Source organism: Lentzea sp. NPDC051213 (assembly GCF_044455585.1).
Taxonomy (GTDB): Bacteria; Actinomycetota; Actinomycetes; order Mycobacteriales; family Pseudonocardiaceae; genus Lentzea.
Genome location: NZ_JBITEX010000002.1, coordinates 193,319 through 218,580 on the forward strand (window position 1 = coordinate 193,319; position 25,262 = coordinate 218,580).

The following is a 25,262-nucleotide window of genomic DNA, read 5'->3' on the forward strand; positions in this document are numbered from 1 at the left end:
CCAGGGCAGGTGCTGCGATCATTCCGCCCCATGGGGACTTTTGAGGAACTGGTGGCCGAGGGGGCCGCGGTACCGCTGGACGGCTGGGACTTCTCGTGGTTCGAGGGCCGAGGCACCGAGGAACGCCCACCGTGGGGCTACGCCCGTTCGATCGCGTCCAGGCTCGCCACCGTGGAGTCCGCGCTGGACCTGCAAACCTGCGGCGGCGAGGTGACCGCGACCGCGCCGGTGCTGCCGCCACTGATGGCGGCGGTCGAATCCTGGCCGCCGAACGCCCTGGTGGCGTCGCGCAACCTGCCCTTCGTCGTGCGGGCGCCGAACGAGGGGCCGTTGCCGTTCCGGTCGTCGCGGTTCGACCTGGTGATCAGCCGGCACCCGTTCGCGACGCCGTGGGCTGAGATCGCGCGGGTGCTCAAGCCCGGTGGCACCTTCTTCTCGCAGCAGATCGGGGCCGGCACGAACCGCGAGCTCACCGACTTCATGATGGGACCCCGGACGGTCGGCGACGGCGAGGATCGCAGCACTCACCGCGCCCGCTTCGAGGCTGAGAAGGCTGGTCTTGAGGTGTTGCGGCTCGAGCCTGCGGCGTTGCGGGTCGCGTTCTTCGACGTCGGTGCGGTCGTGCACTTTCTGCGCAAGGTGTTGTGGACCGTGCCTGGGTTCACCGTTGAGGGGTATTGGGACCGGCTCCTGGACATGCACGCGCACATCCAGGAGCACGGGGAGTTCGTCTCTACCTCGCAGCGGTTCCTGATCGAGGCCCGCAAGCCGTGAGGCTCCGCTGTCACTCAGTCGCGGACTGCCGGATCAGTTCTGCGGCTTCCTCGGTGATGGACACCAGGGTGCCGTCCACGTGTCCTCTGCCGATGTCGTCCCGGACAAAGCTGTGCCTCCAGCTGTCGAAGCGGGGGACGTAGATCTGCTCTCGGTCACTTCCGCTGGGCATGATCCAGGTGCGGATCAAGCCCAGCGGATTGTCGGCTGGATGGTCAGCGTCCACCCACACGAGATAGTCGTACTTGCCGTCCGCTGGTTCGTCGCCGTGGAACCGGCTGAACTGGATCGCCTCGAATCGCTGGGCGGCTTCCTCGCTGATCGGGCGTGCTTGCGCACGCGACCGGCCGGATTCCAGCATCACTAGGTCATCCGTGGGAATCCAGACGAGGTCTGGTGAGTATCTCTCGTCGTGCGCCTGGCCGTCCTGGTCGACCCAGCGACGCAGAACGCCGACCGGATCTTCCTCGTCCGGATGACGCTCGTTCACGACCGCGTAGTACTGGTACTGCCGGTTCATACGGACCTCGTTCGAGACGACGATGTGCTCTGGGACGTTGACGCCCCAACGCGCGGTTGCTGTCCGCGCCCTGGGGTAGCGGTCGACGCCAGCTTCGTCGCCTGATCCGGAGACACGAAACGGCTCCCTCCGGAACACCAGGAGGGAGCCGTTTCGGCAAAGCTAGCGCGGCTGGCGCTCCCGCCGGATCGTGATCCGCTTGCCCTTGATCGTCGCGTCCCGCAGCTGCGTGATCACGTCGTTCGCCGCCGGACCGGGCACCTCGACCAGCGAGAACCGGTCCGCGATCTCGATCGCGCCGATGTCGCGGCCCTTGAGCTGCGTCTCGCCGGTGATGGCACCGACGATGTCCTGCGGGCGGATGCCGGACGAGCGGCCGGCGCCCAGGAACAGCCTGGTCATGCCCTCGGACGGGCCGCGGCGCTCGCGGCGCGGAGCTGCTCCTCCCGGGCCTTCGCGGCGCGGGCGGTCCTCGCGGGGGCGGACCTCGGGGATCTCCTCCTCGTCGGCCGCGGCGCCGGAGGCCTCGTGGGCGAGCTTCACGGCGGCGAGGGCGATCTCCATCACGTCGAACTCGTCGGCCAGGGTCTCGACGACGACGCGGAAGCGCGAGAGGTCGTCTTCCAGCAGCGACTCGTGCAGGGAGGACCTGGTCAGTTCGAGCTGGCGGGCCCTCAGGTCGGCGACCGTGGGGACCTTCTCGACCGGGATCTTGGTCTTGGTGACGCGCTCGATGGTCTTGAGCATCGAGTTCTCGCGCGGCTCGACCAGGGTGATCGCGACGCCTTCACGGCCGGCGCGGCCGACTCGGCCGATTCGGTGCGTGTACGCCTCGGGGGCGGACGGCACGTTGTAGTTCACGACATGGGTCAGCTGCTCGATGTCGAGGCCGCGGGCGGCGACGTCGGTCGCCACCAGCAGGTCGGCGGTCCCGGAACGCAGGCGCGACATCACGCGGTCGCGCTGCTCCTGGCTGATGCCGCCGTGCAGCGACTCGGCGCGGTAGCCGCGGCCGTTCAACGTCTCGGTGAGCTGGTCGACCTCGTCACGGGTGCGGCAGAACACGACGGCGGCGGTCGGTGCTTCGACGTCCAGCACGCGGCCCAGGGCGGCGGGCTTGTGCTCGCGGCGCACCAGGTACGCGGTCTGCCGGACGCGCGGGGCCTCGCCCGGCTCGGTCTTCTCGCGCTCGATCTGGATCAGCACCGGCTCGCGCAGGTGGCTCTTCGCCATGCGGTCGATGCGCGGCGGCATCGTTGCGGAGAACAGCACGGTCTGCCGGTCGGCGGGGGTCTCGGAGAGGATCGCGTCGATGTCCTCCGCGAAGCCCATGTCGAGCATCTCGTCGGCCTCGTCGAGCACGACGATCTGCAACTCGCCGAGCTGCAGGGTGCCGCGTTGGAGGTGGTCGATCGCGCGGCCGGGGGTCGCGACCACGACGTCGACGCCGCGGGACAGCTCGCGCAGCTGGCGGCCGATCGGCTGGCCGCCGTAGATCGGCAGCACGCGCGCGCCCATCTGGCGGCCGTAGCGGTGGACCGCTTCGGACACCTGCACGGCCAGCTCACGGGTCGGCGCGAGGACGAGGGCCAGCGGCTTCTCTCCCTTTCCGATCTTGTCGGCGATGCGTTCGAGCAGCGGCAACGCGAACGCCGCCGTCTTTCCTGTGCCCGTGGCAGCCTGGCCGAGCAGGTCGCTGCCCGCGAGCAGCGGCGGGATCGCTTCACTCTGGATCGGCGTCGGCTCCTCGTAGCCCAGCGTGGTGAGCGCGGTGAGGATGTCGGGCCGCAGCCCCAGGTCAGCGAAACCGTTGTCGGCGGAGGTCATGGGGAGTATCTTCCCCCACCCCTCCACATCACACTCACTCAGACCAGGTCAGCCGGTCGTCGAGACCTCCCGGTGCGCCGTCACGCCGTTCACGGTGACCTCGATCCGCACGTGTCCCGGCCTGATCGCGGTGAGCGTTCCGGTGCCCGGATCGAGCCACGCCACGTGCCACGGCCGCAGGCCGGACGGTCCGCCGACGTGCAGTCCGGACGATCCTTTCCAGATCGCGCCCATCGGATAGGCCACCGGCAGCGACCGCGAACCCTGCTTCACCGTCGCTGCCACGGTTTCCGGGCTGCCCAGGCGCACTGTGGACGGTGCCTGCACGGTCAGGGAATCGACGTGCGGGCGGATCTCGGCCCTGAGACCGCGGTCGGAAACGCCGGCCAGCGTCCAGCCGGTGAACCCGCCCGCCTCGGCCGGCGCCTTGCCGGAGTTGCCGTTGATCACGTGCGGCACACCGTCCACTGTGGACGCGAAAAAGCCGCCCACGTGCCCGCCGATGAACGTCGTCGGCCGCTGCCGGGCTGTGAGCAACTTCTCGAAGTAGGCCGCCTCCATCCGGTCGGAGAGCTGGCTCGTGCGCGCGGGCGTGGGGTCGTCCGGCGGGTGGTGCATCATCACGACGGCCTGACCAGGCGCGGACGCCAGGGCGTCGCGGAGCATCGTCAGCTGGTCGAAGCCGCCGCCGCGCAGCGTTCCGGTCGACGAGTCCAGGAGCACGAACCTCGTGCCCTTGTGGTCGAAGGTCCGGTTCGTGACGCCGAACTCGCGGCGGAAGTTGTCGATCGTGCCCGGCCCCATGATCTCGTGGTTGCCCGGCACGTAGTACCAGGGGAAGTCGCCGAGCTCCTCGGTCAGCACGCGCCGGGCCAGCGCCAGGTCGGCAGGGGACGCCTCGTCGACGAAGTCGCCGTTGATCACGACGAACTCGGCGCCGGACGCCCTGATCTCGCGCAGCGTGCGCCGCGCGGACCGGACGAGGTCGCTGTCGGGGTTGCGGGCGACGAACTGGGCGTCCGACATGACCGCGAACTTCCAGCCCTCGGCCGGCCCGATCACGTCCTCGCGCAGGGCGGGTGTCGGCGGCAGGGTGACCGCGGGTGGCACGCGGGCCACGATGTCGTCGACGATCACCTCGCCTTGGTAGGAGCGGTCGGCCTTGGTCTCGATCGTGTAGAAGCGGTTGACCTGGATGGGGAACTTGAGTTCGGCGGGGACGGCGACCTCGAGCTGCCGCCAGCCGTGCCAGGTGATGTACGGGCCGTAGAGCGACCGCGACTGGCCGGTCGAGTCCGTGACGGTGAACGCCGTCCACTCACCCCTGCCGCTGCCGTGCACCCACGCCGCCAGCGCGAGCGGCTGGCCGTTGACCTGCAACGCCTTCGGCGGCACGGCGTACGCGGTGCGCGTGCCGGTCGACTGGCTGAAGTCGTAGCTCAGCTTCAGGCCGCCGCCGGTGTGGCCGCCGGGTTCCGGTGTCACCGAGCCGGTCGCGCGGGCGGAGCCGAAGGTCCACTGTGGAGCGTCGTCGAAGCCGGCGATCAGCTCGTCGCGGACGCCGACGGTCACCGCGACCTGGGTCTCCTCGCCCTGCGCCCGTGCCCTGATCGTTGTCGCGCCCGTCTGGCGCGCGACGATCTGCAGGTCGGGCGTGACCTCGATGATCGACCGGTCGTAGCTCAGATCGAGGTCGGCCCGCTCGATCGGGGCGCTGAAGCCGCGCGCGTCGAAACCGTTGATCTGCAACGGCTTTCGCTCGCCGATGCCCACGCTGATCCGGGGCGCCGCGGGTGCCAGCCGGGTGAGCTTGCCGAGCACGGTCAGCTTGGCCGTTTTGGACACCGGTCCGCGGAACGCCGTGAAAGAGGAGGGGCCCGAGTGCGGTGCCGCGTGGAAGGTGTCGCCGATCGCCCAGCCGCCCGTTGCGCGCGTGACGTGCGCGTTGTCGGTGGCCGGTCCGAACGTCTCGTCGTGGCCGCGCACGGCGAGTCTCCTGGTCATGCCGGGGAACACGCGCTTGTCCGAGGCCTGCACGTCGAACCCGACCAGCCTGCCCGTCCCGCCGGGGGCGTAGAGCGCGAGCGCGTTCGGGATCGGACGCTCGCCGCCGTCCGACGGGGTGTTGACCACCTTCAGCTCGGTCGTGCCGGGTTCGCGGGCGAGCATGGTCGACGAGCCGCCGCCGTCGAGGTTCAGGGCGTTGTGGGCGCCGAGTTCGATCATGGCGTCGGCGAGGTCCCTGAGGTTGAGGCCGAGCAGGTAGGCGCCCTGCCGTCCGTCGACGGTCAGCATCACCATCTTCTTGCCGTCCTGGGAGAACCCGACGGCGGTGCGCGGATGCAGCGGGTCGGCGGGTGCGACGTTCTTGCCGTCCTTGACGAGCAGCTGGCGGCCGCCGACCGCCGTGACGGGCTCGCTGCCGTCGCTCGTGCGGTTGCGGTAGCTGACCTCCACGCGGTCGCCGGGCTTGAGCGTCCTGAGCACGTCCGCGCCCTTGTCCCGGCCCACCAGCGCGTAACCAGGGATGGGGTCGGCGCTCGGCCGACCCACCGATTCGACGACGTCATCACGCACGATCACCTCGGCCGCGTCGGCGGCACCCTGCACCGCGCGCGCCCTGCTGTAGGTGCCCCACAAGGGGTTGAACACACCGATCCCGTCGACGTCGATCCGCGCGCTGTTGAGCTGGGTGAGCCTGTGCGTGCCGTTGAGCGTTCCCTCGAAGAACGTCTCCATGACCCGGCCGATGCCCGCGGCGTCGATGCCGGCCGCGCGGCCGGTGCCGGACTTGACCAGCTGCCCGTCGCGGACGCCGACGCCTTCGGGGGCGTTGGAGTTGTTGATGTCGAAGAAGTCGCCGTTGATCGCCGCGACGGCCCGCGGTGCCTGCCGGGACAGGGGAGCGGCCTGGGAGACGGTGCCGGGATCGACGTACCCGACCCGCGTGCCCTGGGTGAGGTCGACGGAGAGCGCGTCGCCGCGGATCCAGCCGCCCGACCCGCCGGGCTCGTACCAGTCGAAGGAGCTCAGGGTGACGCCGGGAGCGACCGGTCTCTCGGTCCGCTCGGTCTCGACGCGTCTGCTGATATCAGCGTGAGCAGGGGAAACGGGCGCAAGCAGGGCAGCGGTGATGATCACCGCAAGTGCACGTCTCGTCACGCGGCGGAACCTAGACTGGGGCGGTGAAGAATCGCCTAACGGTCTGCGCCTCGCACCTGATCACCCTGCCCAGCGCTCCCCACGGCCCGGTCCGGGAGGCGGTCGGCACGGCCCGCAAGGCCGTCGAGGCCTTCGATCCCGACCTCGTCGTCATGTTCGGCACCGACCACCGCCGCGCCTTCCGCGAGGTCGTGCCCACGTTCGCCGTCGTGCTCGAAGCGACAGCCCAGGGCGACGTCGCCGGCCCGACCGGCGCCTACGACGTGCCGGCCGATCTGGGGCGTGAGGTCGTCGCGGACCTGATCGCGCACGACTTCGACATCGCGACGGCCTATCACGCGGCGCTGGACCACGCGTTCGGCCACACCGCCCGCGACCTGCTCGGGGAGATCAACGCCAAGCCGGTGCTGCCCGTCTTCGTCAACTGCGCAAGCCCGCCGCACGCGTCCTTCCGCCGCGCGGCGGCGCTGGGGCGTCGCGTCGGCGAGTTCCTGGCGGACCGGCGCGTTCTGTACGTCGGATCCGGCGGGCTGGCGCACGACCTGCCGGGCTTCCGCGAGCCCGAGACCGGTGCGGTGCTCACGGAGGAGGAGCGCCAGGTGTGGATCAAGTCGGTCAACGAGGCCGCGCACCGCGAGGGCACGATCCGCGAGCTGGTGCGCACGTGGGACGAGGCCTTCCTGGCCGGCGTCGGTGGCACGTCGTGGGAGTGGCTCGACGAGATCGGCACCGACCTGGTCGAGCGCGGCGGCAACGGTGCGGCCGAGTGCCTGACCTGGACGGCTGCGTGGGCCGCGGGTGGTCAGCCGCTGACGACCCTGGCGCACGAGTTCGACACCAACGGCCGTGCAGTCGTCATGTCGTAGGCGGCATCATGTTCGCGGCTTTGACCACGATGACCAGGATCCAGATCCCGGACGCGGAGAACCCGAGGTGCACCAGCAACCGGCCGGTCTGGCCGCTCCTGGCGATCTGGAACAGCGCCAAATAGCCGAAGACCCAGCACAGCAGGATGGGGATGCCCAGAATCCCCATGAGTCCGCAGAGGAAGCAGGCGACGGCCCACCCGTTGCGGCCCGGCCCTGCCTGCTGGTGCGGCGGGGCCTGCGCCAGTTGCAGGTACGCAGGTGGGTTGGGTCCTCGCGGCGGTTCCCCCGATGAATTGACCGACACAGTTCGCGATTGTGTCACAGCGCGATACTCCATCCGGCACAATCAGTGATGCTCGATCTTCAGAGCGCACTGGGGAGGGCTTGTGCAAGGGCAGGAAGTCGTCGTGGCCGGGACGAATCAGATGTGGCAGCGGCTGTTCAGCGGCCAGGAGCGGTGGGGCTGGGAGTTCACGGCCCCCGCGCTGCCCGCGGTCAGTCCGGACGCCGCGCACGAGCCGGTCGCCGAGCAGGTCTACGCGCCGCACGACTTCCTGCTCCAGCAGAAACGCAGCAAGAAGGCCTGGCTGGCGCTGATCGGCTGGCTCGTGGTGACGTTCTTCGCGGTGGCGTTGACGGGGTCGGTGCTCAAACCGGCCGAGGCGAACGTGCCCGGTCTCGTCGAATGGGCGACGTCCATCGTGCTGGGCGTGGGTGTGGTGCTCTCGGTGTTCACGTTCTTCCGCACCAGGCGCCGGTTCAGCGTGATGAAGCGGACCTACGACGGCCAGTACAACGACGCGGTCAAGCGGTACAACGAGGCGTACGAGGCCTGGCGGAGCCGGATCGAGGAGCACAACCGCCGCGAGGCGGAGCGGTTCGTGACCGCGATGCTGTGGCACCCGTTGCAGCTCACGTCCCGGCCGAGCCGCGTCGACATCTTCGGCGGCACCGAGGACGGCTGGGCCAGCCTGCTCACCACCATCGGCGCTGCGCAGCTCGCGTCCGGATCGTCGATGCTGCTGCTGGACTTCACCGACATGACGATCGGCGAGAACCTCGAGTACGCGGCCAGGGCCCAGGGCTACACCGTCCACGCGCACGAGGCGCCGCGCGACATCGCCCGGCTGGGCCTGCTCGCCGGCCTCGACTCGGCGGAAGTGGCCGAGGTGCTGGCCGAGTCCATGCACAACCTCAACCGCTCGGCGCTGGCATCGGACCTGCGCGGCCTGCACATCGACCTGCTGACGGCGGTCGCCGACCGGCTGACCGCCCCGGTCAGCTTCGCGAAGCTTGTCGCCGGGCTGCAGGTGCTGCGCCGCGTCTACGACGCCGGGTCGGACGAGACGCTCGCGGCGGACGAACTGCGCAAGCTGAACTCGTACGTCGACACGGTCGGCAACACCGACCAGGTCCGCAACGAACTCCAGTCGCTGGAAGGCGAGTTGCGTTCCCTGGCGCGTGCCGAACAGGACGCGGAGCAGGCCGGCTCCGCTGATTTCCGGGACGTCTGGCCGGTGCGCGGGTTCTCCGTGATCGTGACCAGGGCCAAGACCGGCCGGCACCGGCGGTTCCTCGACCACGTGGTGTTCCACCGGGCGTTGCAGGAACTGCACTCGCGGCAGGTGACCGGCCGCGAGACGCTCGTCGTCGCCGGGGCGGACCAGATCGGCCTCGAAGCCCTCGAGGCGATGGCCAGGCAGGCCAGGCGCTCGGGCGTGCGGCTGATCTTCCTGATCCAGCACCTGCGTGACGACCTGCGCAAGCTCCTCGGCGCCGGTGGCACCGTCACGTTGCTGATGCAGCTGGGCAACGGCGAGGAAGCGGCGGCCGCGGCGGAGTTCATCGGCCGCGGGCACAAGTTCGTGCTGTCGCAGCTGACCGAGCAGATCGGCAAGACCTTCACCGAGGGCTCGTCGAGGACCGACGGCGGTTCCGACAGTTCCACGACCAGCCGGAGCACGACGTCCGGAGGCAGTGCCAGCACTTCCTGGTCCGGCGACGGGCACGGCAGCTCGTCGTCGGGCAGCTCGTGGTCCCGCACCAGTGGCACGGCCACGACCAGGGAGACGAACTGGGCGAACACGCGCAGCGAGTCGGAAGCGCACTCGGAGACCCTCGGCCGCACCGAGGCTCGCGTGTACGAGTTCGCGGTCGAGCCGACGACGCTGCAGGCCATGGCGCCCACGGCGTTCGTGATGGTGGAGACCGGGCCCGGCGGGCGCAGGGTCGTGATGGGCGACTGCAACCCCGGCATCGTGCTGCTCGACCGGGTGGCCCTCCATGCACGGCAGTCCTGACCCGGTGCTCGACGGTTTCGTCTTCCACCGCATGGCCGTCGTCCCTCGCGGCGACGACCTGGCGACGGTCACGGACCGGCCGGACGAGGCAGGCGGACGCGCGCCGGCCCAGCTGTTCGCGGCACTGACCGCGGCGCACGCGGGCCTGCGCGGCCAGCCTGACGCGGCCTTCGCGGTGGCCTGGGAACGCCAGCCAGGAGGTCGCAGCCTGCGAATCCTCGTCGGCGGACGCCCGCACTCACCGGTCGCCCGCTCGAGCGCCGAGACCGGCGTGCCGCTGCTCTACCCGCCGGGCAGCCTCGGCGAGGTCGTGCCGACCGAGGAGATCGGCGCGCGCTGGGCCGAGCTGGGCTCGTGGACCCGGTGCCTCGGCGGCCCCGATCCACTGTGGACACCGCAGGCCGGTTCCGCCGCACCGGGACGGGGCGGCTTCGACGACTACGTCACGCACCTGCACGGCGACTTCGTCTGGCTGGTCGTCGCGGAGCCGCTCTCCGCCGAAACCGTCGAACGCGAGCTGCTGGCATTGGAAACGACGATGCCTCGCTTGCGGCAGCGCGAGAACTCGGAACCCGACCGGGTCGCGTTGCTGCGAGCCGAGGCCCGTTACCGAGAGCTGTCCCGCGCCCAGGCCGTCGGGATGTGGGCGGTGCACGTGCTGGTCGGCGGCGCCGACGAGGTGAGTGCGCAGACCGCGGCCGCATTGCTTTGCGGCGCAAGCGATCTGGACACCCTGCCGTACGTCCTGACGCCGGGAAGCTCCTACCCGAGCTTCCTCGACGCGTGGCAGGACCGCGGCAAGGGCGACCTGAGCTCACCCTTCTCCGCCACCGCCGAACTGGTCGCGGCCCTCGCCCGTCCGCCACGCCGTGAGCTGCCGGGCATCCGCGTGATCGAGCCACCGTTGTTCGACGTCACCCCGGAGATCGCCGGGGAAGTGCCGCTGGGCATGGTGATCGACGACGCCGATCAGCCCGTCGGCGAGTTCCGGATCGCGCTGGACACCCTGAACCGGCACACGTTCGTCGCGGGAGCCACCGGTTCCGGCAAGTCGCAGACCGTCCGGACTCTGCTGGAGGGACTGAACGCCGCGGGCGTGCCCTGGCTGGTGATCGAACCGGCCAAGGCGGAGTACGCCGCGATGGCGGGCAGGCTGGGCGACAAGGGCTCGGTGACCGTCATTCGGCCCGGCGACCCCGACACGTATCCGGCGGGGCTGAACCCGTTGGAACCGGTGGCCGGTTTCCCGCTGCAGACGCACATGGACTACGTGCGGGCGCTGTTCCTGGCGGCCTTCGAGGCCGACGAGCCGTTCCCCCAGGTGCTCGCGCAGGCGCTGACCCGCTGCTACACCGACCAGGGCTGGGACCCGGTCACCGGCGAGGTGCGCGGCCGGGTCGGCGTCGTGCGGTACCCGAGCCTCGGCGACCTGCAGACGACCGCGAAGGAGGTCGTCAAGGGCATCGGCTACGGCAAGGAGGTCGCCGACAACGTCCGCGGGTTCGTCGACGTCCGGATCGGCTCGCTGCGCCTGGGCACGCCCGGCCGCTTCTTCGAGGGCGGCCACCCGCTGAACGTCGAGAAGCTGTTGCAGGGCAACGTGGTGCTGGAGATCGAGGACATCGGGTCGGACGCGGACAAGGCGTTCTTCATCGGCGCGGTGCTGATCCGGATCTTCGAGCACCTCCGCGTGAACCACGAGCCGGGCGCGCGGGGACTGAAGCACGTGCTGGTCCTGGAAGAGGCGCACCGGCTGCTGAAGCGGGTGGAGCCGGGCAGCCCGGCCGCACACGCCGTGGAGCTGTTCACGTCGCTGCTGGCCGAGATCCGCGCGTACGGCGAGGGCATCATCGTCGCCGAGCAGATCCCGGGCAAGATCGTGCCGGACGTCGTGAAGAACACCGCGTGCAAGATCCTGCACCGCCTGCCCGCCGACGACGACCGGCAGAGCGTCGGCGCCACCATGAACCTCAGCGAGGCCCAGTCCCGCCACGTCGTGACCCTGCCGCCAGGCAAGGCCGCGGTCTTCACGGACGGCATGGACCGCCCGCTGCGTCTGCTGATGCCGCTGAACGAGTCGCACGAATCCGCCGCCCGCGTCTCGCGCGCGCCGGCCGTTGATGGCCGCCGCAGTGCCGCGTGCGGTTCCTCGTGTGTGGAAACGCCGTGCACTCTGGGCGAGCTCGTCGGCGCGGTGCACCAGGCTGATCTCGACGATCGACTCGTGCTGTGGATCGAACTGCTCACGGTCGCGCACCTCACCGGCCGCCCGGCCCCGGACCCGGATCCCGCGTGGCTGGCCTCGCTTCGGTCGCGCTTCTCTTTGCGCTCATTGGAATGTGCGCTCGCGCATCGCATCCAGTCCGCCGTGGACGTCCGATACGCGGGCATCACCCAGCACAACGCCGCCGACGAGTTCATCCAGCACGTCCTCGAGAGCGCGACTCGCACGCTCAACGGCCAGCCGCACGGCTGCGCGGTGCCGGACGTGCGCTGGCAGGCGGGCCGCTACCGCTGGTTCGACGTGTTCCAGGCGCTGAAGCGCACCGACCTCCCCACCCCGCACCCGGACACGGCGGCGTGGCGTGCCCGCGGCCTGGACCTGGAGGGCACGACCACCGCCGAGCAACTCACCGCGTTGCGCGCCCACCCGGACCACTGGCGCGACGGCGACAAGACGGTGCTCGGTTCGCTGCTGCCGACCTTGGTGGAGACCGCGATCGCCAGGCTCAGCAACAAGCCCGACCGGGTGGAGCGGTTCAGGGCGGCGACCGGATTCCTGAACCTGACCTGGCGCGCGGCCGAGGTGCTGCGGCTGGACCAGAAGGGCTGAGGTGTTCGTTCGTGGGCGAGACGAGTGACAGCGGGTCTGAGGCGCCGGAGGAACCGCCGGCCCCGCCGGAGACGAGCGATGCCGCGCCTGAGGACCCGGTTGACGACTCGCCCTCGGACTCCGGCTCGGACTCCGGCTCGGACTCCGGCTCGGACTCTGCTGACGCCGAGTCCGCACCGGCAGATGACGCGCCCGCCGATGAGCCTGACGATCCGGTGGACGACGAGCCTCCGGCTGACGACGCGCCAGACGACGCACCGGATGATGAGCCGGATGATCCGGTCGACGATGAGCCGCCGGCTGATGACGAGCCGGATGATCCGGTGGATGACGAGCCTCCGGCTGAGGACGCGCCGGACGATTCGGCGGACGATTCTGCCGAGGCTCCGGCAGAGGATGCGCCGGACGACTCGGCTGACGATCCCGTGGACGACGCCGACGAGCCTGCCGAACCGGCCGCCGAGGAACACGACGATCCGGTCGACGACGAACCGCCACCCGACGAGCCGGCGGACGAGGAGCCGCCGCGCGCCGAGGAGACCAAGGAGCCCGACGAGCCTGTCGACGACCAGCAGACGGCCGACGACAAGGCTGACGACGAGGCTGCGGCTCAGGACGACAGCCGCGATGACGCCGACGATGCGGCGGCCGAAGAAGCGCAGGACGACCGTGACGACGCGGCGGCTGAGGAACAGGCTGACGCTGACCGTGCCGACGCCGAAGAGCAGAAGGCTGAGGAAGATCGCGCCGAAGCGGACGACCGCGACGAGGCCGACGATCAGCGGAGCGCTGCCGAGCAGGAACGCGCCGAAGCGGACGACCGCGACGAGGCCGACGATCAGCAGAACGCTGCCGAGCAGGAGCGCGCCGATGCGGACGACGCCGCCGAAGACCGTGCCGACGGGGACAACACCACGACCGAAGACCGTCCCGAGGACCAGACACCACGGGACGACAACGCCGAGACCAAGGATGACGCCGAGACCAAGGACGACACCGAGACCAAGGACGACACCGAGACCAAGGACGACACTCAGCCTGCCGACGAGGCGCCCGAGAATCCGAACGACACCGAGCGCGAGCTCGAGCTCAAGCTGGACGATCCGCGCTGGGACGGCGACTGGTCGCAGCAGCAGGTCGCGGTCGACCGGCAGTCGCTGAGCGCGATCCCGTTGGCGGCAACCGATACTCAGGGCCTGTCGCTGAAGGCAACCGACACTCAGAGCCTTTCGCTGAAGGCGACCGACTCCCTGGGACTGTCGCAGCAGGCGGCCGACACCCAAAGCCTCACCAAGGGCGCCTACAACGTGGATGCCACCTCGGGCAAAGCCGTCGCCGCCTCGGCGGACGGAACCGGCACCCGCGCGATGGCGACCGGCTCGCCCGAGATGTCCAAGACCCCGGACACGATTCCGTCCACGCCAGAGCGGTCCGGCGCGGGAGTCGAAAGCAAGCCGGTCCACGACCTCCCACCGCTGAACCCCGGCGATGCGGTGCCAGGCGAGCTGAACCCGAAGACGGACGTGCCCTCGCCTGACCCGTCCGAGTCGGAGATCGGGAACCAGCCGGTCGACGACGTCCCACCGCTCAATCCCGGCGACGAGGTGCTGAAGGAGCCGGGCGAGAACACCCCGGACCCGTCCGAATCGGAGATCGAGAACCAGCCCCTCGACGACGTTCCGCCGCTGAACCCGGGCGACGACATTCCCGAGGAACTCCACCAGGACAACCCGGACGTCGCGACGCCCGACCCCGCGGACCGGCCGATGGAAGCCTCGGCGGACCAGTCCGATCCGCCAGCGGACAGCGGCTCGGAACCGTCCTCCGGATCGGCGGAGACCGGTGGTGAGGGTGCGAATCACCCGGCCGACGTGAAGTCGCAGGGCGACGACTTCAAGAAGCGGATGCAGGACCAGGCCGGCGAGGTCAAGCGCCAGGGCGACGAGTTCAAGGAGCGTGGCGAAAGCCGGGCCGACGAGATCGAACGCCAGGGCGAGAAGTACAAGAGCCCGGTCGACAAGGACCACACGGACCACCGAAGCGACGAAGACAAGGAGCGCGACCAAGCCGAGGACGAGGCGTACATCGAGTACAGCGCGGGGATCGCCGAAGAGGCCCTCTCCGATGATGTCTCGGCCGTGGGAGAACTCGGTGACAGCGGGGCGTCGGGCCCCTTGATCCAAGCAGTGCAGGCCTTCCGCCGGGACGGCTGGGAACCGACGAAGGCCATCGTCGGGGGCTACCTCGACGGGCTGAAGAAGGGCATCGCGGACAAGGAGAAGCCCGGTGGACCGAGCGACCAGTTCAAGCAGCGGTCCCAGGAGATGGACGACCGGGTCGGGCGGCAGGGCGACGAGTTCAAGGAACGGGCCGAAACTCAGGCTGCCGAGGTCGAACGTCAGGGCGAGGAGTTCAAGGCAGAGGCCGGGGACGACACCGGGTCAGGCGACACCGGCGGCGACCAGCAGAAGCCCGAAACGCCGGCTGCACAGCCAGACGAAGGCAGCGAGCCACCAGGTGAGAACGGTGGTGACCCGCCGAGTACCTCCGGCGAGGACGAGGGTGATTCCTCGGGCGACGACGACGGCGATGCTGGCGGCGATGACGAGGGTGACGGCGCCGGCGATGACGAGGACGGCGACGACGCCGAGGAGCAGGTGAGGGAAGAGAACCAGGGCAAGAGCGCCGAGAGTGCCACCGACGCCTTCGGCACCGGGGTCGACAACGACGCCATCAGCGCAGCCGCACCGATTGTGGGAAAGCTGGTTCAGGACCGCGAGCACTACAAGATCCAGATCCAGGCGGCGATCGCGAAGGTGGAACGGAAGCTCGGCCGGGGCGGCGGCGATGGCGCTGATGGTGGCGCTGATGATGGCGACGAGACCAAGAAGTAGTGCGGCGGCGGCGCCGTCAGGGTGGTGGGAGGTCGACCGTGCTGAGCACGTCGGCCTCGGCCAGGTACAGGCGGCCGAGGTCGATGAGAAGCGTTCCGAGCTCGCGATAGTGCTCCGCGCGCTCGAGGTCGGGAATCAGCCCACACGTGCGCAACATATTCTGTGCGAGTAGCTCACCGAACTGTGGATAAGTCTTCACCACTTCTCGTGAAAGACGTTGCAGCGATACGCGCAGCAGGTCTTCGGTCAGGATTTCCGCGGCCACGGCAGGATCCCCTCGTTCTCTCGCCAGACGCCGTCGCAGTCCCAGCAGGTCGGCCATGTGTTCTTGTCGCGCCATAGGCTGAACTGCTGCGGCACGAATGGATTGCCGCACAGTGTCTCGACGAGCTGCCCCCTGGTCAGCTCGTCGGGGATGGCGTGACGCAGCCCCTCGTGGGGCATCCATCGGAACTTCACAGAATTATTCTGCCGCTTGGAAGGCCTCCAAGCTAACGCCCTTTTGGGTTGTGTTGCGGTCAAACGATTCGGAATGGTTGTTAATGGGTCTACGGTCCTCGCCATGCCGAAAAGATTCTCCACTGTGAGAGGTCGTGAGTTCGGTGACGGCCTCCGTGCGGCCATCGCCGGCACCGGTATGACCTCACGCGCGGTCGCCGAACTCCTCGACTGGGACGAAGCCAAGCTCTCCGACCTCGTCAACGGCAAGGGCGGCTCGACCGAACTGGAGCTCGCGCTGTTGCTCGGCGTCTGCCGGACACGGCACGAGGAGCGCGACCACCTGCTCTCGCTGTTCAGCGGCACGAACATCAAGGGCTGGTGGCAGGACTACGGCGCGTGTGCCCCGATCCGGCCTCGGACGCTGGCCGAGCACGAGAAGCTCGCGAGGAAGCTGTTCAGCTGGCAGACGATGTTGCTGCACGGCATGTTGCAGGTCCCCGGTTACATGCGCGCGGTGATCACGGCGTGCGCGAACGTGCCTGTGGACGAGCTGGAGGCGCGGGTCGCGGCGCGGACCCTGCGGCAGAAAGTCTTCGGAGGCGGGCTGAAGGCGGTCTTCTTCGTCCCGGAAGCGGTCTTGCTGAACCCGGTCGGCGGACCCGAGGTGATGCGGGAGCAGCTGCTTCACCTGGAGAAACTGGCGGCCCGGCCGAGCATCGCCATTCGGATCGTGCCGCTCACCGTTGGGGCGCACGCCGGCATGAGCGGGTCGTTCGACATGTTGACGTTCGACAAGTACGAGACGGTCGTGTTCCTGGAGAGCGAGAACTCCAGTCTGATCATCGAGTCGCCGGAGTCGGTCAAGGCTTATGACGCCATCGTGGACGGCCTCGAAGTGGTGGCCTTGGATGCGGAACAATCGAGGGAGCTGATCAAGAAGCTGCTGACATGAGGAGACACCGATGGTCGAGTGGCACAAGAGCACCGCCAGCGCCAACGCCAGTGCCTGTGTGGAGGTCGCCGCCGGCATCGGCATCCGGGACAGCAAGGCCCCCGCCAACCACATCGAAGTCGGCGCCGCGGCCTGGAACGCCTTCATCGGCGCCGTCACAGGCGATCCTCACCCGATGTAGGGCCACACTCCGGGGGCCCAGCCTGGTCGTTACCATCCGAACCATGAGCATGCCCGCAGCCATCGACGCCGTCCGTGCAGCGTTCATCGGGCTCACCGCGGGGGAGTTCGACCTACCGCACCGCCAGGCGTTCAGCGACAGCCGGTCGCTGGTGATGTCGGTGCACCACCGGCCGACGACGTCGACGGCGGTGAAGATCATCAGCATCGAGCTGGAACGTGACCCGGTGATCACCGGGACGGTCGTCTACTCGCATCCGGACGGGCAGTTCGCCACCGACGCGGTGCCGCTGACCACGTTGCGCACGGGCGCTGTCGTCGGTGTGGCAACGGATCTGCTCGCGGACGAGGACGCGTCGCACCTCGCGTTGCTCGGGGCCGGGGCGCAGGCCGCGGACCAGGTTCGGGCGGTGCACGCGGTGCGGCCGTTGAAGAAGCTCGTCGTGTTCAACCGCAACGCCAAGAAGGCCGAGGCGTTGCTGGACGGGCTGAAGGACGAGTTGCCGGACACCGTCATGGACATCGCGGACAGTGCGGAGGAAGCCGTCCACAACGCCGATGTGGTGTGTTGCGCGACGGCCTCGACGGTGCCGTTGTTCGGTATGGGCGCGCTCAAGGAACGGGTGCACGTCAACGCGATCGGCTCGTACCGGCCGGTGATGCGGGAACTGCCCGAGGAGTTGCTCGCTACAGCCGAAGTCGTGGTGGTGGACCAGGTCGAGGCCGCGCTCAGCGAGGCGGGGGAGATCATCCGGGCGGTGCGGTCCGGTGTGTTGCGGCTGGAGTCGCTCGTCGAACTCGGTGCGGCGCTGGGGAATCCGCCCCTCAGGCAGGGGCGGACCGTGTTCAAGTCGGTCGGCGTCGCCGTGCAGGACTGGGCGGTGGCGCGGCTGCTGGCATGAAAAAAAGCGTTGGACGCAAACCCTTCCGCCGCAAGGGTTCGCGTCCAACGCGCCGGCCGGTCAGGCACTATCCGGCCGGAAGAAACCTCATACCTGCCACTTCTGGTTGGCCCCGCCGCCGCACTCCCAGATCTGGAGTCTTGTGCCGTTGGCGGAGGAGTTCCCCGTGGCGTCCAGGCACTTGTTGGCTTGCGGGTTCACGATGTCCTGAGCGCCGCTGACGGCCCAGTTCTGGGCACCGGAACCGTTGCAGTCCCAGAGCTGAACCACCGTGCCGTTCGCCGTGCCACCACCGTTGACGTCCATGCACTTGCCCAGCGCGCGGATGGTGCCGTCACCGGGACGGCTCCACTTCTGGGCGTTGTTGCCGTTGCAGTCGGTGATCTGGATGGGCGTGCCGTTGGCGGTGCTCGCCCCGGCCACGTCGACGCACTTGCCGCCGATGCCGCGGATCTCCGAGCCACCGCCGGGCGGCGGGCTGTCGTTGGAGACGCGGACCCAGTCGATCACGAGCTGCTGCGGGAACGTCGTGCTGCCGTCCGGGTAGCCCGGCCACTCACCACCGACCGCGAGGTTGATGATGATGAAGAACGGCTTGTTGAACACCCATTGCCTGCCACCGAGGTCGGCGGGCGTCTTGCGGCCGTAGACGTTGCCGTCCACCGACCACACGATCTCGCCCGGTCGCCAGTCGATCGCGAAGTTGTGGAAGCCGTCCGCGAAGTTCGGGCCGTTGTACTGGTGGGCCAGGCCGCCAGAACCGCTGTAACCGGGGCCGTGGATCGTGCCGTACGTGGTGTTCAGCTGGTGTCCCAGGAACTCCATGATGTCGATCTCGCCCGAGCCGGGCCACGGGTTACCGCTGTTGATGTCCGCACCCAGCATCCAGAAGGCCGGCCACATGCCCTTGCCACGTGGCATCTTCATGCGCGCTTCGAACCGGCCGTAGGTCTGGGTGAACTTCCCAGCGGTGTTGATGCGGGCGCTGGTGTACTCGCAAATGCCACCGTGCCAGCACCGTTGACCGACGTTCTCGCGCTTGGCGGTGATCACGAGATTGCCGGCGCCATCGTGCGCCGCGTTGGCGTTGCCCGCCTGGTACCACTGATTTTCTTTGTTGTTGCCGCCGTTGTTGCCAACTTCCATTTGCCACTTACCACCGTCGACACCTGAGCCGGCGGGAGCGTTGAACTCGTCGGCCCAGGTCACCGCCGCATTGGCAGGGGGAGCTTGGGTGGTGGTGGCGACGGCGATCCCCGCGGCCACCAAGAGGGCGGCAGCGAGGGCCGTCCCGATGCGTCGCTGCATCGAACCGACCTTTCCGGTGTTTAGTTGTGCGCCCAGTGGTTCGGAAGTGTTGTCACGGCGTGACCATCGGTCAACGCGTAAACGTTTTCATGTTTTCATCAGATGGGAGCGCTCTCAACTGATCCACATCGCGACCTGCGGTGATGTTTTTCGGTGAAAACCTGTTGCGGGCTCCGGCGGGTGGAGACAGGTTCGGACCATGACTCGGGGGATGCTCTGGCTGCTGGCTGTCGCCTGCGGTGTGGCGGTCGGCAACGTCTACTTCCCGCAGGCGATCACGCCGCTCGTGGCCGAGGGGCTGCGCATACCCCCTGACCGGGCCGCGCTCGTCGTCACCGCAGCTCAGGTCGGGTACGCGTGCGGGATCTTCCTGCTGGTGCCGCTGGGGGACCGGGTGCCGTACCGGCCGCTGATCGCCACGCTGTTCACGGTGACCGGGCTGGGGCTCGCGACCGCCGGATTCGCGCCGTCGTTCGGGCCGCTGTTCGCCGCCGGGGTCGCGGTCGGGGTGGCGACGGTGATCGCGCCGATCATCGGGCCGATGGTGGCCGGGATGGTGGCGCCGTCACGTCGCGGTGCCGCGAGCGGCACCATGCTCGCCGGCTCGATCGGCGGGATGCTGCTCGCGCGGACGTTCAGCGGGGGTGTCGGGGAGTGGCTGGACTGGCGGGCGCCCTACCTGATGGCGTCGGGGCTGGCGTTCGTGATGGCGGTGGCGTTGTGGCGGGCGTTGCCACCGTCCGAACCGCACACCCGGCAGTCCTATCCGGACCTGTTGCTGGAACCCCTGCGGTTGCTGCGGGCGGAACCGGAGCTGCGGCGGTCCTGTCTCTACCAGGCCATGATCTTCGGGGCGTTCAGCGCGGTGTGGGGGAGCGTCGCGTTGCTGCTGACCGGGCCGGTCTACGGCTACGGCGCGCAGGCGGTGGGGCTGCTGGCCCTGGTCAACGCCGCCACGATGGCCGCGACTCCGGTCGCGGGGCGGATCGTGGACCGCCGCGGGTCGGATCCGGTGAACCTCGTCTGCATGCTCGCGGTGATCGGTGCCGCGGCCGTGCTCACGTTCGGTGCCGCGGGCGGGGTCGGCGGGCTCGTCGCGCTGGTTCTCGGCACGCTCGTGCTCGACGTGGCGATGCAGTGCGGGATGGTGGCGAACTCCATCCGCATGTACGCCCTGAGCGACACTCATCGAGGACGCCTCAACACCGCCTACATGACGTGTGCGTACATCGGCGGCGCCGTCGGGTCGTGGCTGGGAGTGCGGGCATACGTCCAGTTCGGCTGGCGTGGTGTGTGCGGGCTCGTAGTGCTGATGGCGGTGGTGGCTCTCGCACGTCACGTCACTTTCCGGAGGAGCTTGACGAGCTAGGCTAATGGCATTAGCTTTAGAGCTATGGCTGTTCGCCCACGTCTCACCACCGACTCGGTCGTGGCCGCCGCGCTCGCGCTGGTCGACGAGCACGGCGTCGAAGGACTGACGCTCGCCGCCGTCGCGGCCCGCACCGGTGTCGCCACGCCGTCGCTGTACAAGCACGTCGCGAACCTCGGGGAACTGCGAGGCCTCGTGGGTGTGCGGCTGATGGAGGAGATGACCGGCCGCTTCACGCAGGCGGTGCTCGGCCTGGCGGGCGACGACGCCGTCACGGCGCTCATGTGGGCCTACCGCGCGTACGTCACCGAACACCCGAAGCGCTACGCGGCCCTGCCGATGGATCCGCTGCACGACCCGCTGCAGCAGGCCGCCGGGATGAAGCTCATGGAGGTCATGCTCGCGACGCTGCGCGGGTACGGCCTGGAGGGCTCGGCCGCGATCCACGCGACGCGGCGGCTGCGGGTGATCGTGCACGGCTTCGCGTCGATCGAGTCGAGCGGCGGGTTCGGCCTGCCGGAAGGCCTCGACGACACCTACGACCAGCTCGTCCGCATGTACCTCAACGACCTCAGGGGACAGTCATGAGAATTCCGTTAGCCGCAGCCGGCCTGCTTTTCCTGCTGTACCCGGCATTCCGCCCGTGGGAGGACGAGACGACCGCGGCGGGTGCCGCCGCCGCGATGGGATCCCAGGCGTGGGTGTGGTCGCACCTGTTCGCGATGATCGGGTTCATCCTGGTGCCGATCGCGTTGCTGGAGATCCACCGCACCGCCGCGATCACGTTCTGGGTCGGCGCCGGGCTGACGCTGCCCTACTACGGCGCGGAGGACTTCGGTCTGCACGAGATCGCCGCGCAGCCGAACGTCCTCGAACTGGCCGAGGCGGTGCGCTACAACCCGGTCGCCGTCACGACTTTCACGCTCGGGCTCATCACGATGGCCGTCGCGGCGATCATGGTCGCGGCCAGGCTCCGCACGACGGCGGCGATCCTGTTCGCGGCCGGGTTCGCGCTGTTCCTGCCGCAGTTCTTCACCCCGCCCGCGGTGCGGATCGCGCACGGGGTGCTCGTGCTGATCGGCTGCGCGTGGCTAGCGCTCGACCGGCAGAAGGCGGAAGACCCGCAGCTCGCGGCCTCCTGAGCGGGCGAGGTAGTCCTCGAACGCCGGCCAGGCCGCCACCATCTTGCGCCAGGCGGTCTCGCGCTCGGCTCCTTCGAGCAACGTCGCGTGCACGGTGCTGATCTTCCCCCGGACGTTCACGGCGGCGTCCGGGGTCTTGATCAGGTTCGCGGTCCACGCCGGGTGGTGGGGCTTGCCCCAGTTCGAGCCGACGACCAGCATGCCGGCCCCGTCGGCCACGTACTGCACCTGGTTCTCGCGCGGCTCACCGGACTTCGCGCCCACGGTGAGCAGTGTCAGGCCGGTCTGCTTGCTGAACGAGACGGTCATGACCTTGCCGCCGGTCAGCCGGTACAACAGGCGGTCGGTGCCGATCACGGCCTTCTCGAGCCACGACATTCAGAGCGCTCCCGTCGACCTCGCCGCGTGGACCGCGGCGGTTCTGTTGTGCACCCCCAGTTTGCGCATCGCACCCCGGAGGTAGGCCTTGACGGTTTCGGTGCTCAACCCGAGCTCGGCGGCAATCTCCCGGTTCGACGCACCCACCGCGGCCAGGCGGAGCGTATCGAGTTCGCGTGGCGTGAGAGACGTGGGGACACCGGCGGCCGCCGCCGCGCCGCCGAGGTCCTGGTGGACCTTGCGCAGGCGGTCGCGCAACGCCGGATCGCCGACGAGCCGGGCGACCTCGGCGAGTTCGCGCAGGGCGGCTTGCGTGTGAAGTGAGGGCATGTCCAGGTCCTGTGCGAAGCCTTGCGCGATGGCGCCGGCCATCCTGATCGCCCGGTCACCGACTGTCGTTGTGCCGCGCACGGCTCCGTAGAGCACGCCGTGCACGCTTCCGCGCACCGCCACCGGATAGGCGAACATCGAGGTCAGGCGTTCCTCGCCGACGACCATCGGGTCGAACTCGTGGGTGATCGCGCGGGTCGAGGCGTAGTCGTTGACGCGCACCGCGGTGCCCATCGCGATCGCCGTGCCGCCCAGGCCGCGGCCGGTGCCGACCCGCAGGCCGTGCAACGACGTGCCGTTCATGCCGAAGAAGTGGCTGAGCACGAGGTCCCTGCCGGGCGCGACGGCACCACCGAACACCACGGGCAGCCCGGTGGCTCGGCGGAGCATGTCCAGACGTTGCGGCAGCAGCGTCTGAAAACGGTCTGGCAGCACGCCCCGCAGTTTTGCCCACGGACGCACCCTCGAAAAGGGGTACACCCCCGGACGGGGGTATCCCGGCACCCCTGAGTCTCACCACCCTCTGGGACCAGTGAAGGAGGCCACCGATGTCCAGTCACGAGACCTACCGCGCGGCCCGCGACCTGATGCTCACCGACCCGGAGGCGTTCCGCTGGCCCAGCTTCCCCGGCAGTTTCAACTGGGCGCACGACTGGTTCGACCACATCGCCGAGGGCAACGACGCGACGGCGTTGCACATCGTCGAAGAGGACGGGTCGGAACGCGCCTACTCCTACGACGAGCTGCGCCGCCGGTCGAACCGGGTCGCGCGGTGGCTCGCGTGGCACGGCGTCGGCAGGGGCGACACCGTGATGATCATGCTCGGCAACCAGGCCGAGCTGTGGGAGTCGATGCTCGCGGTGATGAAGCTCGGCGCGGTGATCATGCCGACCACCACCGCCCTGGGCCCCGCCGATCTCGCCGATCGGCTGCGCCGAGGTGCCGTGCGGCACGTCATCGCGCGGACCGAGGACACCGACAAGTTCGAGGACGGCCCGGTCCTGATCGCGGTCGGTGGCGCCGAGCCGGGCTGGCTCGACTTCGCCGAGACGCGGGAAGCCCCGGACGGGCCGTTGCCGCACCCGAAGACCCGCGCGGACGACCGCCTGCTGCGGTACTTCACCTCCGGCACGACCAGCAAGCCGAAGCTCGTCGAGCACACCCAGGCCTCGTACCCGGTCGGGCACCTCACGACCATGCGCTGGATCGGGATCAGACCGGGCGACGTGCACCTCAACATCAGCTCGCCCGGCTGGGCCAAGCACGCCTGGAGCTGTTTCTTCGCACCGTGGATCGCCGAGGCGACGATCTTCGTCTACAACTACGCCCGGTTCGACGCCGCCGCGCTGCTCGGGCAGATCCGGGCCAAGCACGTGACCACGTTCTGCGCCCCGCCGACCGTGTGGCGGATGCTGATCAAGGCGGATCTCAGCGGCGGGCCGGGAACGCTGCGGGAGGTCGTGGCCGCGGGGGAGCCGTTGAACCCCGAGGTGATCGAGCAGGTCCGGCAGCAGTGGGGACTCACGCTGCGGGACGGTTTCGGGCAGACCGAGACCACGCTGTCGATCGGCAACGTGCCCGGCGGCGTCGTGAAGCCCGGCTCGATGGGACGGCCCCTCGCCGGGGTGCCGGTCGTGCTGGTCGACCCGATCAGCGGCGAGCTCTCCGACGAGGGCGAGATCTGCATCGACCTGGAGCAACGGCCGATGAGCCTGATGACCGGCTACCACGGTGATCAGGAACGCAACGCCGAAGCGATGGCCGGCGGCTACTACCACACCGGCGACATCGCGAGCCGCGACGAGGACGGCTACCTCTTCTACATCGGGCGGACGGACGACGTGTTCAAGGCGTCGGACTACAAGATCTCGCCGTTCGAGCTGGAGAGCGTGCTGATCGAGCATCCGGCGGTGACGGAGGCCGCGGTCGTGCCCGCGCCCGATCCGGTGCGGCTCGCCGTGCCCAAGGCGTACGTCGCGCTGAGCGCCGGCTGGGAGCCGAACCGGGACACTGCCCTGCGGATCCTGCGGCACGCCCGCGCGAACCTGGCGCCGTACCAGCGGATCCGGCGGCTGGAGTTCGCCGAGCTGCCCAAGACGGTGTCCGGCAAGATCCGCAGGGTCGACCTCCGCACACGAGAAGAGTCCGGCGCCTCGGCAGGGGAGTGGCGCGACGAGGATTTCCCCGAGCTGCGGACCTGAAAATTCCTCACGTCAGCCGCTAACGTGGGTGCCCGCCCACGACGACAGGAGCACACATGGTGCGCAAGATCGCCGGTCGCCCCGCGGTGATCACCGGAGCCGCCTCCGGCATCGGCCGCAGCCTCGCGCAGCGGCTGTCCGGGCACGGCTCACCGGTGGTCATCGCCGACGTGAACGCCGAGGGGCTGGCGGAGACCGCCGCCTCGTTGCGCGGCCCGGTGCTCAGCCGCGTCCTCGACGTGCGGGACGCGGAGGACGTGCACCGGTTCGCCAAGGAGGTTCAGCAGTGGCTGGACATGCCGCTCGCGGCGGTGTTCAACAACGCGGGCGTCGCCACGTCCACGACCGTGCTGAACTCGGTGCCGGACGACGACTCCTGGCTGTTCGACATCAACTACTGGGGCGTGGTGAACGGGACGCGGGCGTTCCTGCCGCAGCTGGTCGAGCGGAACTACGGCGTCATCGTGAACACCTCCAGCGTGTACGGGCTGGTCGGAATGCCGAAGAACAGCGCCTACTGCGCCGCCAAGTTCGCCGTCCGCGGGTTCACCGACTCGTTGCGGCAGGAGCTGCGCGGCACGGGTGTCTCCGCGGTCACCGTGCACCCCGGCGGCATCAAGACCAACATCATCCGCAACGCGCGCATCCACACCGATCCCGACGGCCAGGACAGGTCGCTGGAGCAGATGGCGGCGGACTTCGACAAGATCGCGCTGACCACCCCGGACAAGGCCGCCGAGATCATCCACCGCGGCGTCGAACGGGGTAAGGCGCGGATCCTGGTCGGGCCCGACGCCTACGTGTTCGACGCGCTCGCCAGGATCGCCCCGACCAGCTACTACAACGTCATGGCGCGGCTCTTCGACCGGTGAGGGAAGAT

The 25,262-nt window shown here is 69.3% G+C and carries 22 protein-coding genes; 13 read left to right on the forward strand and 9 right to left on the reverse strand.

The genetic code is table 11. The annotated features are described in order from the left end of the window. Positions 1-30 precede the first annotated feature (30 nt). Complete coding sequence (locus ACIA8G_RS07730) at positions 31-774, forward strand: methyltransferase domain-containing protein (RefSeq protein WP_396417550.1); 744 nt, start codon at positions 31-33, stop codon at positions 772-774. 10 nt (positions 775-784) lie between these two features. Here ACIA8G_RS07730 and ACIA8G_RS07735 read toward each other — a convergent pair whose 3' ends face one another. The 3 genes from ACIA8G_RS07735 to ACIA8G_RS07745 all read right to left on the reverse strand — a co-directional run bounded on the left by ACIA8G_RS07735 (position 785) and on the right by ACIA8G_RS07745 (position 6,283). Further along, positions 785-1,294 (reverse strand): hypothetical protein, encoded by a 510-nt coding sequence (locus tag ACIA8G_RS07735; RefSeq protein ID WP_396417551.1) that lies wholly within the window; start codon positions 1,292-1,294, stop codon positions 785-787. A gap of 162 nt (positions 1,295-1,456) precedes the next feature. After that, positions 1,457-3,121 (reverse strand): DEAD/DEAH box helicase, encoded by a 1,665-nt coding sequence (locus tag ACIA8G_RS07740; RefSeq protein WP_396417552.1) that lies wholly within the window; start codon positions 3,119-3,121, stop codon positions 1,457-1,459. 48 nt (positions 3,122-3,169) lie between these two features. Next, positions 3,170-6,283, reverse strand: coding sequence for a phosphodiester glycosidase family protein (locus ACIA8G_RS07745; protein ID WP_396417553.1), 3,114 nt, complete (start codon positions 6,281-6,283; stop codon positions 3,170-3,172). 23 nt (positions 6,284-6,306) lie between these two features. Here ACIA8G_RS07745 and ACIA8G_RS07750 point away from each other — a divergent pair, with 23 nt between their 5' ends. Beyond that, entirely contained in the window at positions 6,307-7,149 is an 843-nt protein-coding gene (locus ACIA8G_RS07750) for a hypothetical protein (RefSeq protein WP_396417554.1), read from the forward strand. On the opposite strand, the gene ACIA8G_RS07755 is transcribed toward ACIA8G_RS07750, so the two are convergent. Further along, positions 7,139-7,456 (reverse strand): DUF4190 domain-containing protein, encoded by a 318-nt coding sequence (locus ACIA8G_RS07755; RefSeq protein ID WP_396417555.1) that lies wholly within the window; start codon positions 7,454-7,456, stop codon positions 7,139-7,141. The genes ACIA8G_RS07750 and ACIA8G_RS07755 overlap by 11 nt on opposite strands. A gap of 103 nt (positions 7,457-7,559) precedes the next feature. Here ACIA8G_RS07755 and ACIA8G_RS07760 point away from each other — a divergent pair, with 103 nt between their 5' ends. The 3 genes from ACIA8G_RS07760 to ACIA8G_RS07770 are packed head-to-tail and all read left to right on the forward strand — an operon-like array spanning position 7,560 to position 15,179. Then, positions 7,560-9,452, forward strand: a complete 1,893-nt coding sequence (locus tag ACIA8G_RS07760) for a hypothetical protein (RefSeq protein WP_396417556.1) — start codon at positions 7,560-7,562, stop codon at positions 9,450-9,452. Beyond that, the gene (locus tag ACIA8G_RS07765) at positions 9,436-12,285 is read left to right on the forward strand and encodes an ATP-binding protein (protein ID WP_396417557.1); all 2,850 of its coding nucleotides are present in this window, start codon (positions 9,436-9,438) and stop codon (positions 12,283-12,285) included. Before ACIA8G_RS07760 ends, ACIA8G_RS07765 begins: the two co-directional genes overlap by 17 nt. 11 nt (positions 12,286-12,296) lie before the next feature. Next, positions 12,297-15,179, forward strand: coding sequence for a hypothetical protein (locus ACIA8G_RS07770; protein ID WP_396417558.1), 2,883 nt, complete (start codon positions 12,297-12,299; stop codon positions 15,177-15,179). Between the two features lie 16 nt (positions 15,180-15,195). On the opposite strand, the gene ACIA8G_RS07775 is transcribed toward ACIA8G_RS07770, so the two are convergent. Both ACIA8G_RS07775 and ACIA8G_RS07780 read right to left on the reverse strand, forming a co-directional pair. After that, positions 15,196-15,444, reverse strand: a complete 249-nt coding sequence (locus ACIA8G_RS07775; RefSeq protein WP_396417559.1) for a hypothetical protein — start codon at positions 15,442-15,444, stop codon at positions 15,196-15,198. After that, positions 15,426-15,638: a zinc finger protein gene (locus tag ACIA8G_RS07780; protein ID WP_396417560.1), complete on the reverse strand. Its 213-nt coding sequence runs from the start codon at positions 15,636-15,638 to the stop codon at positions 15,426-15,428. The genes ACIA8G_RS07775 and ACIA8G_RS07780 overlap by 19 nt, the downstream gene beginning before the upstream one ends. A 103-nt stretch (positions 15,639-15,741) precedes the next feature. On the opposite strand from ACIA8G_RS07780, the gene ACIA8G_RS07785 reads away from it, so the two are divergent. Genes ACIA8G_RS07785 through ACIA8G_RS07795 form a run of 3 tightly spaced genes read left to right on the forward strand, consistent with a single transcriptional unit; the run spans position 15,742 to position 17,654 of the window. After that, positions 15,742-16,572 (forward strand): helix-turn-helix domain-containing protein, encoded by an 831-nt coding sequence (locus ACIA8G_RS07785; protein WP_396417561.1) that lies wholly within the window; start codon positions 15,742-15,744, stop codon positions 16,570-16,572. A gap of 10 nt (positions 16,573-16,582) precedes the next feature. After that, entirely contained in the window at positions 16,583-16,753 is a 171-nt protein-coding gene (locus ACIA8G_RS07790; protein ID WP_396417562.1) for a DUF397 domain-containing protein, read from the forward strand. 43 nt (positions 16,754-16,796) lie between these two features. Next, a complete protein-coding gene (locus tag ACIA8G_RS07795) occupies positions 16,797-17,654 on the forward strand; it encodes an ornithine cyclodeaminase family protein (RefSeq protein ID WP_396417563.1) in 858 nt (285 codons plus the stop codon). Between the two features lie 87 nt (positions 17,655-17,741). On the opposite strand, the gene ACIA8G_RS07800 is transcribed toward ACIA8G_RS07795, so the two are convergent. Further along, positions 17,742-18,962 (reverse strand): RICIN domain-containing protein, encoded by a 1,221-nt coding sequence (locus ACIA8G_RS07800; RefSeq protein WP_396417564.1) that lies wholly within the window; start codon positions 18,960-18,962, stop codon positions 17,742-17,744. A 199-nt stretch (positions 18,963-19,161) separates the two neighbouring features. On the opposite strand from ACIA8G_RS07800, the gene ACIA8G_RS07805 reads away from it, so the two are divergent. The 3 genes from ACIA8G_RS07805 to ACIA8G_RS07815 are packed head-to-tail and all read left to right on the forward strand — an operon-like array spanning position 19,162 to position 21,473. After that, positions 19,162-20,331 (forward strand): MFS transporter, encoded by a 1,170-nt coding sequence (locus ACIA8G_RS07805; protein ID WP_396417565.1) that lies wholly within the window; start codon positions 19,162-19,164, stop codon positions 20,329-20,331. A gap of 24 nt (positions 20,332-20,355) precedes the next feature. After that, the gene (locus ACIA8G_RS07810) at positions 20,356-20,919 is read left to right on the forward strand and encodes a TetR/AcrR family transcriptional regulator (protein WP_396417566.1); all 564 of its coding nucleotides are present in this window, start codon (positions 20,356-20,358) and stop codon (positions 20,917-20,919) included. Next, a complete protein-coding gene (locus ACIA8G_RS07815; RefSeq protein ID WP_396417567.1) occupies positions 20,916-21,473 on the forward strand; it encodes a hypothetical protein in 558 nt (185 codons plus the stop codon). The genes ACIA8G_RS07810 and ACIA8G_RS07815 overlap by 4 nt, the downstream gene beginning before the upstream one ends. Here the strand turns inward: ACIA8G_RS07815 and ACIA8G_RS07820 are convergent. Both ACIA8G_RS07820 and ACIA8G_RS07825 read right to left on the reverse strand, forming a co-directional pair. Next, on the reverse strand, positions 21,423-21,851 hold the full coding sequence (locus ACIA8G_RS07820; RefSeq protein ID WP_396417568.1) for a nitroreductase family deazaflavin-dependent oxidoreductase: 429 nt from the start codon (positions 21,849-21,851) through the stop codon (positions 21,423-21,425). The genes ACIA8G_RS07815 and ACIA8G_RS07820 overlap by 51 nt on opposite strands. After that, complete coding sequence (locus ACIA8G_RS07825; RefSeq protein ID WP_396417569.1) at positions 21,852-22,571, reverse strand: LuxR C-terminal-related transcriptional regulator; 720 nt, start codon at positions 22,569-22,571, stop codon at positions 21,852-21,854. 158 nt (positions 22,572-22,729) lie between these two features. On the opposite strand from ACIA8G_RS07825, the gene ACIA8G_RS07830 reads away from it, so the two are divergent. Both ACIA8G_RS07830 and ACIA8G_RS07835 read left to right on the forward strand, forming a co-directional pair. Then, the gene (locus ACIA8G_RS07830; RefSeq protein WP_396417570.1) at positions 22,730-24,382 is read left to right on the forward strand and encodes an AMP-binding protein; all 1,653 of its coding nucleotides are present in this window, start codon (positions 22,730-22,732) and stop codon (positions 24,380-24,382) included. Between the two features lie 56 nt (positions 24,383-24,438). Next, positions 24,439-25,254 carry an SDR family NAD(P)-dependent oxidoreductase gene (locus tag ACIA8G_RS07835; protein WP_396417571.1) on the forward strand — a complete coding sequence of 272 codons (816 nt, stop codon included), beginning with the start codon at positions 24,439-24,441 and terminating at the stop codon, positions 25,252-25,254. Positions 25,255-25,262: the final 8 nt, after the last annotated feature.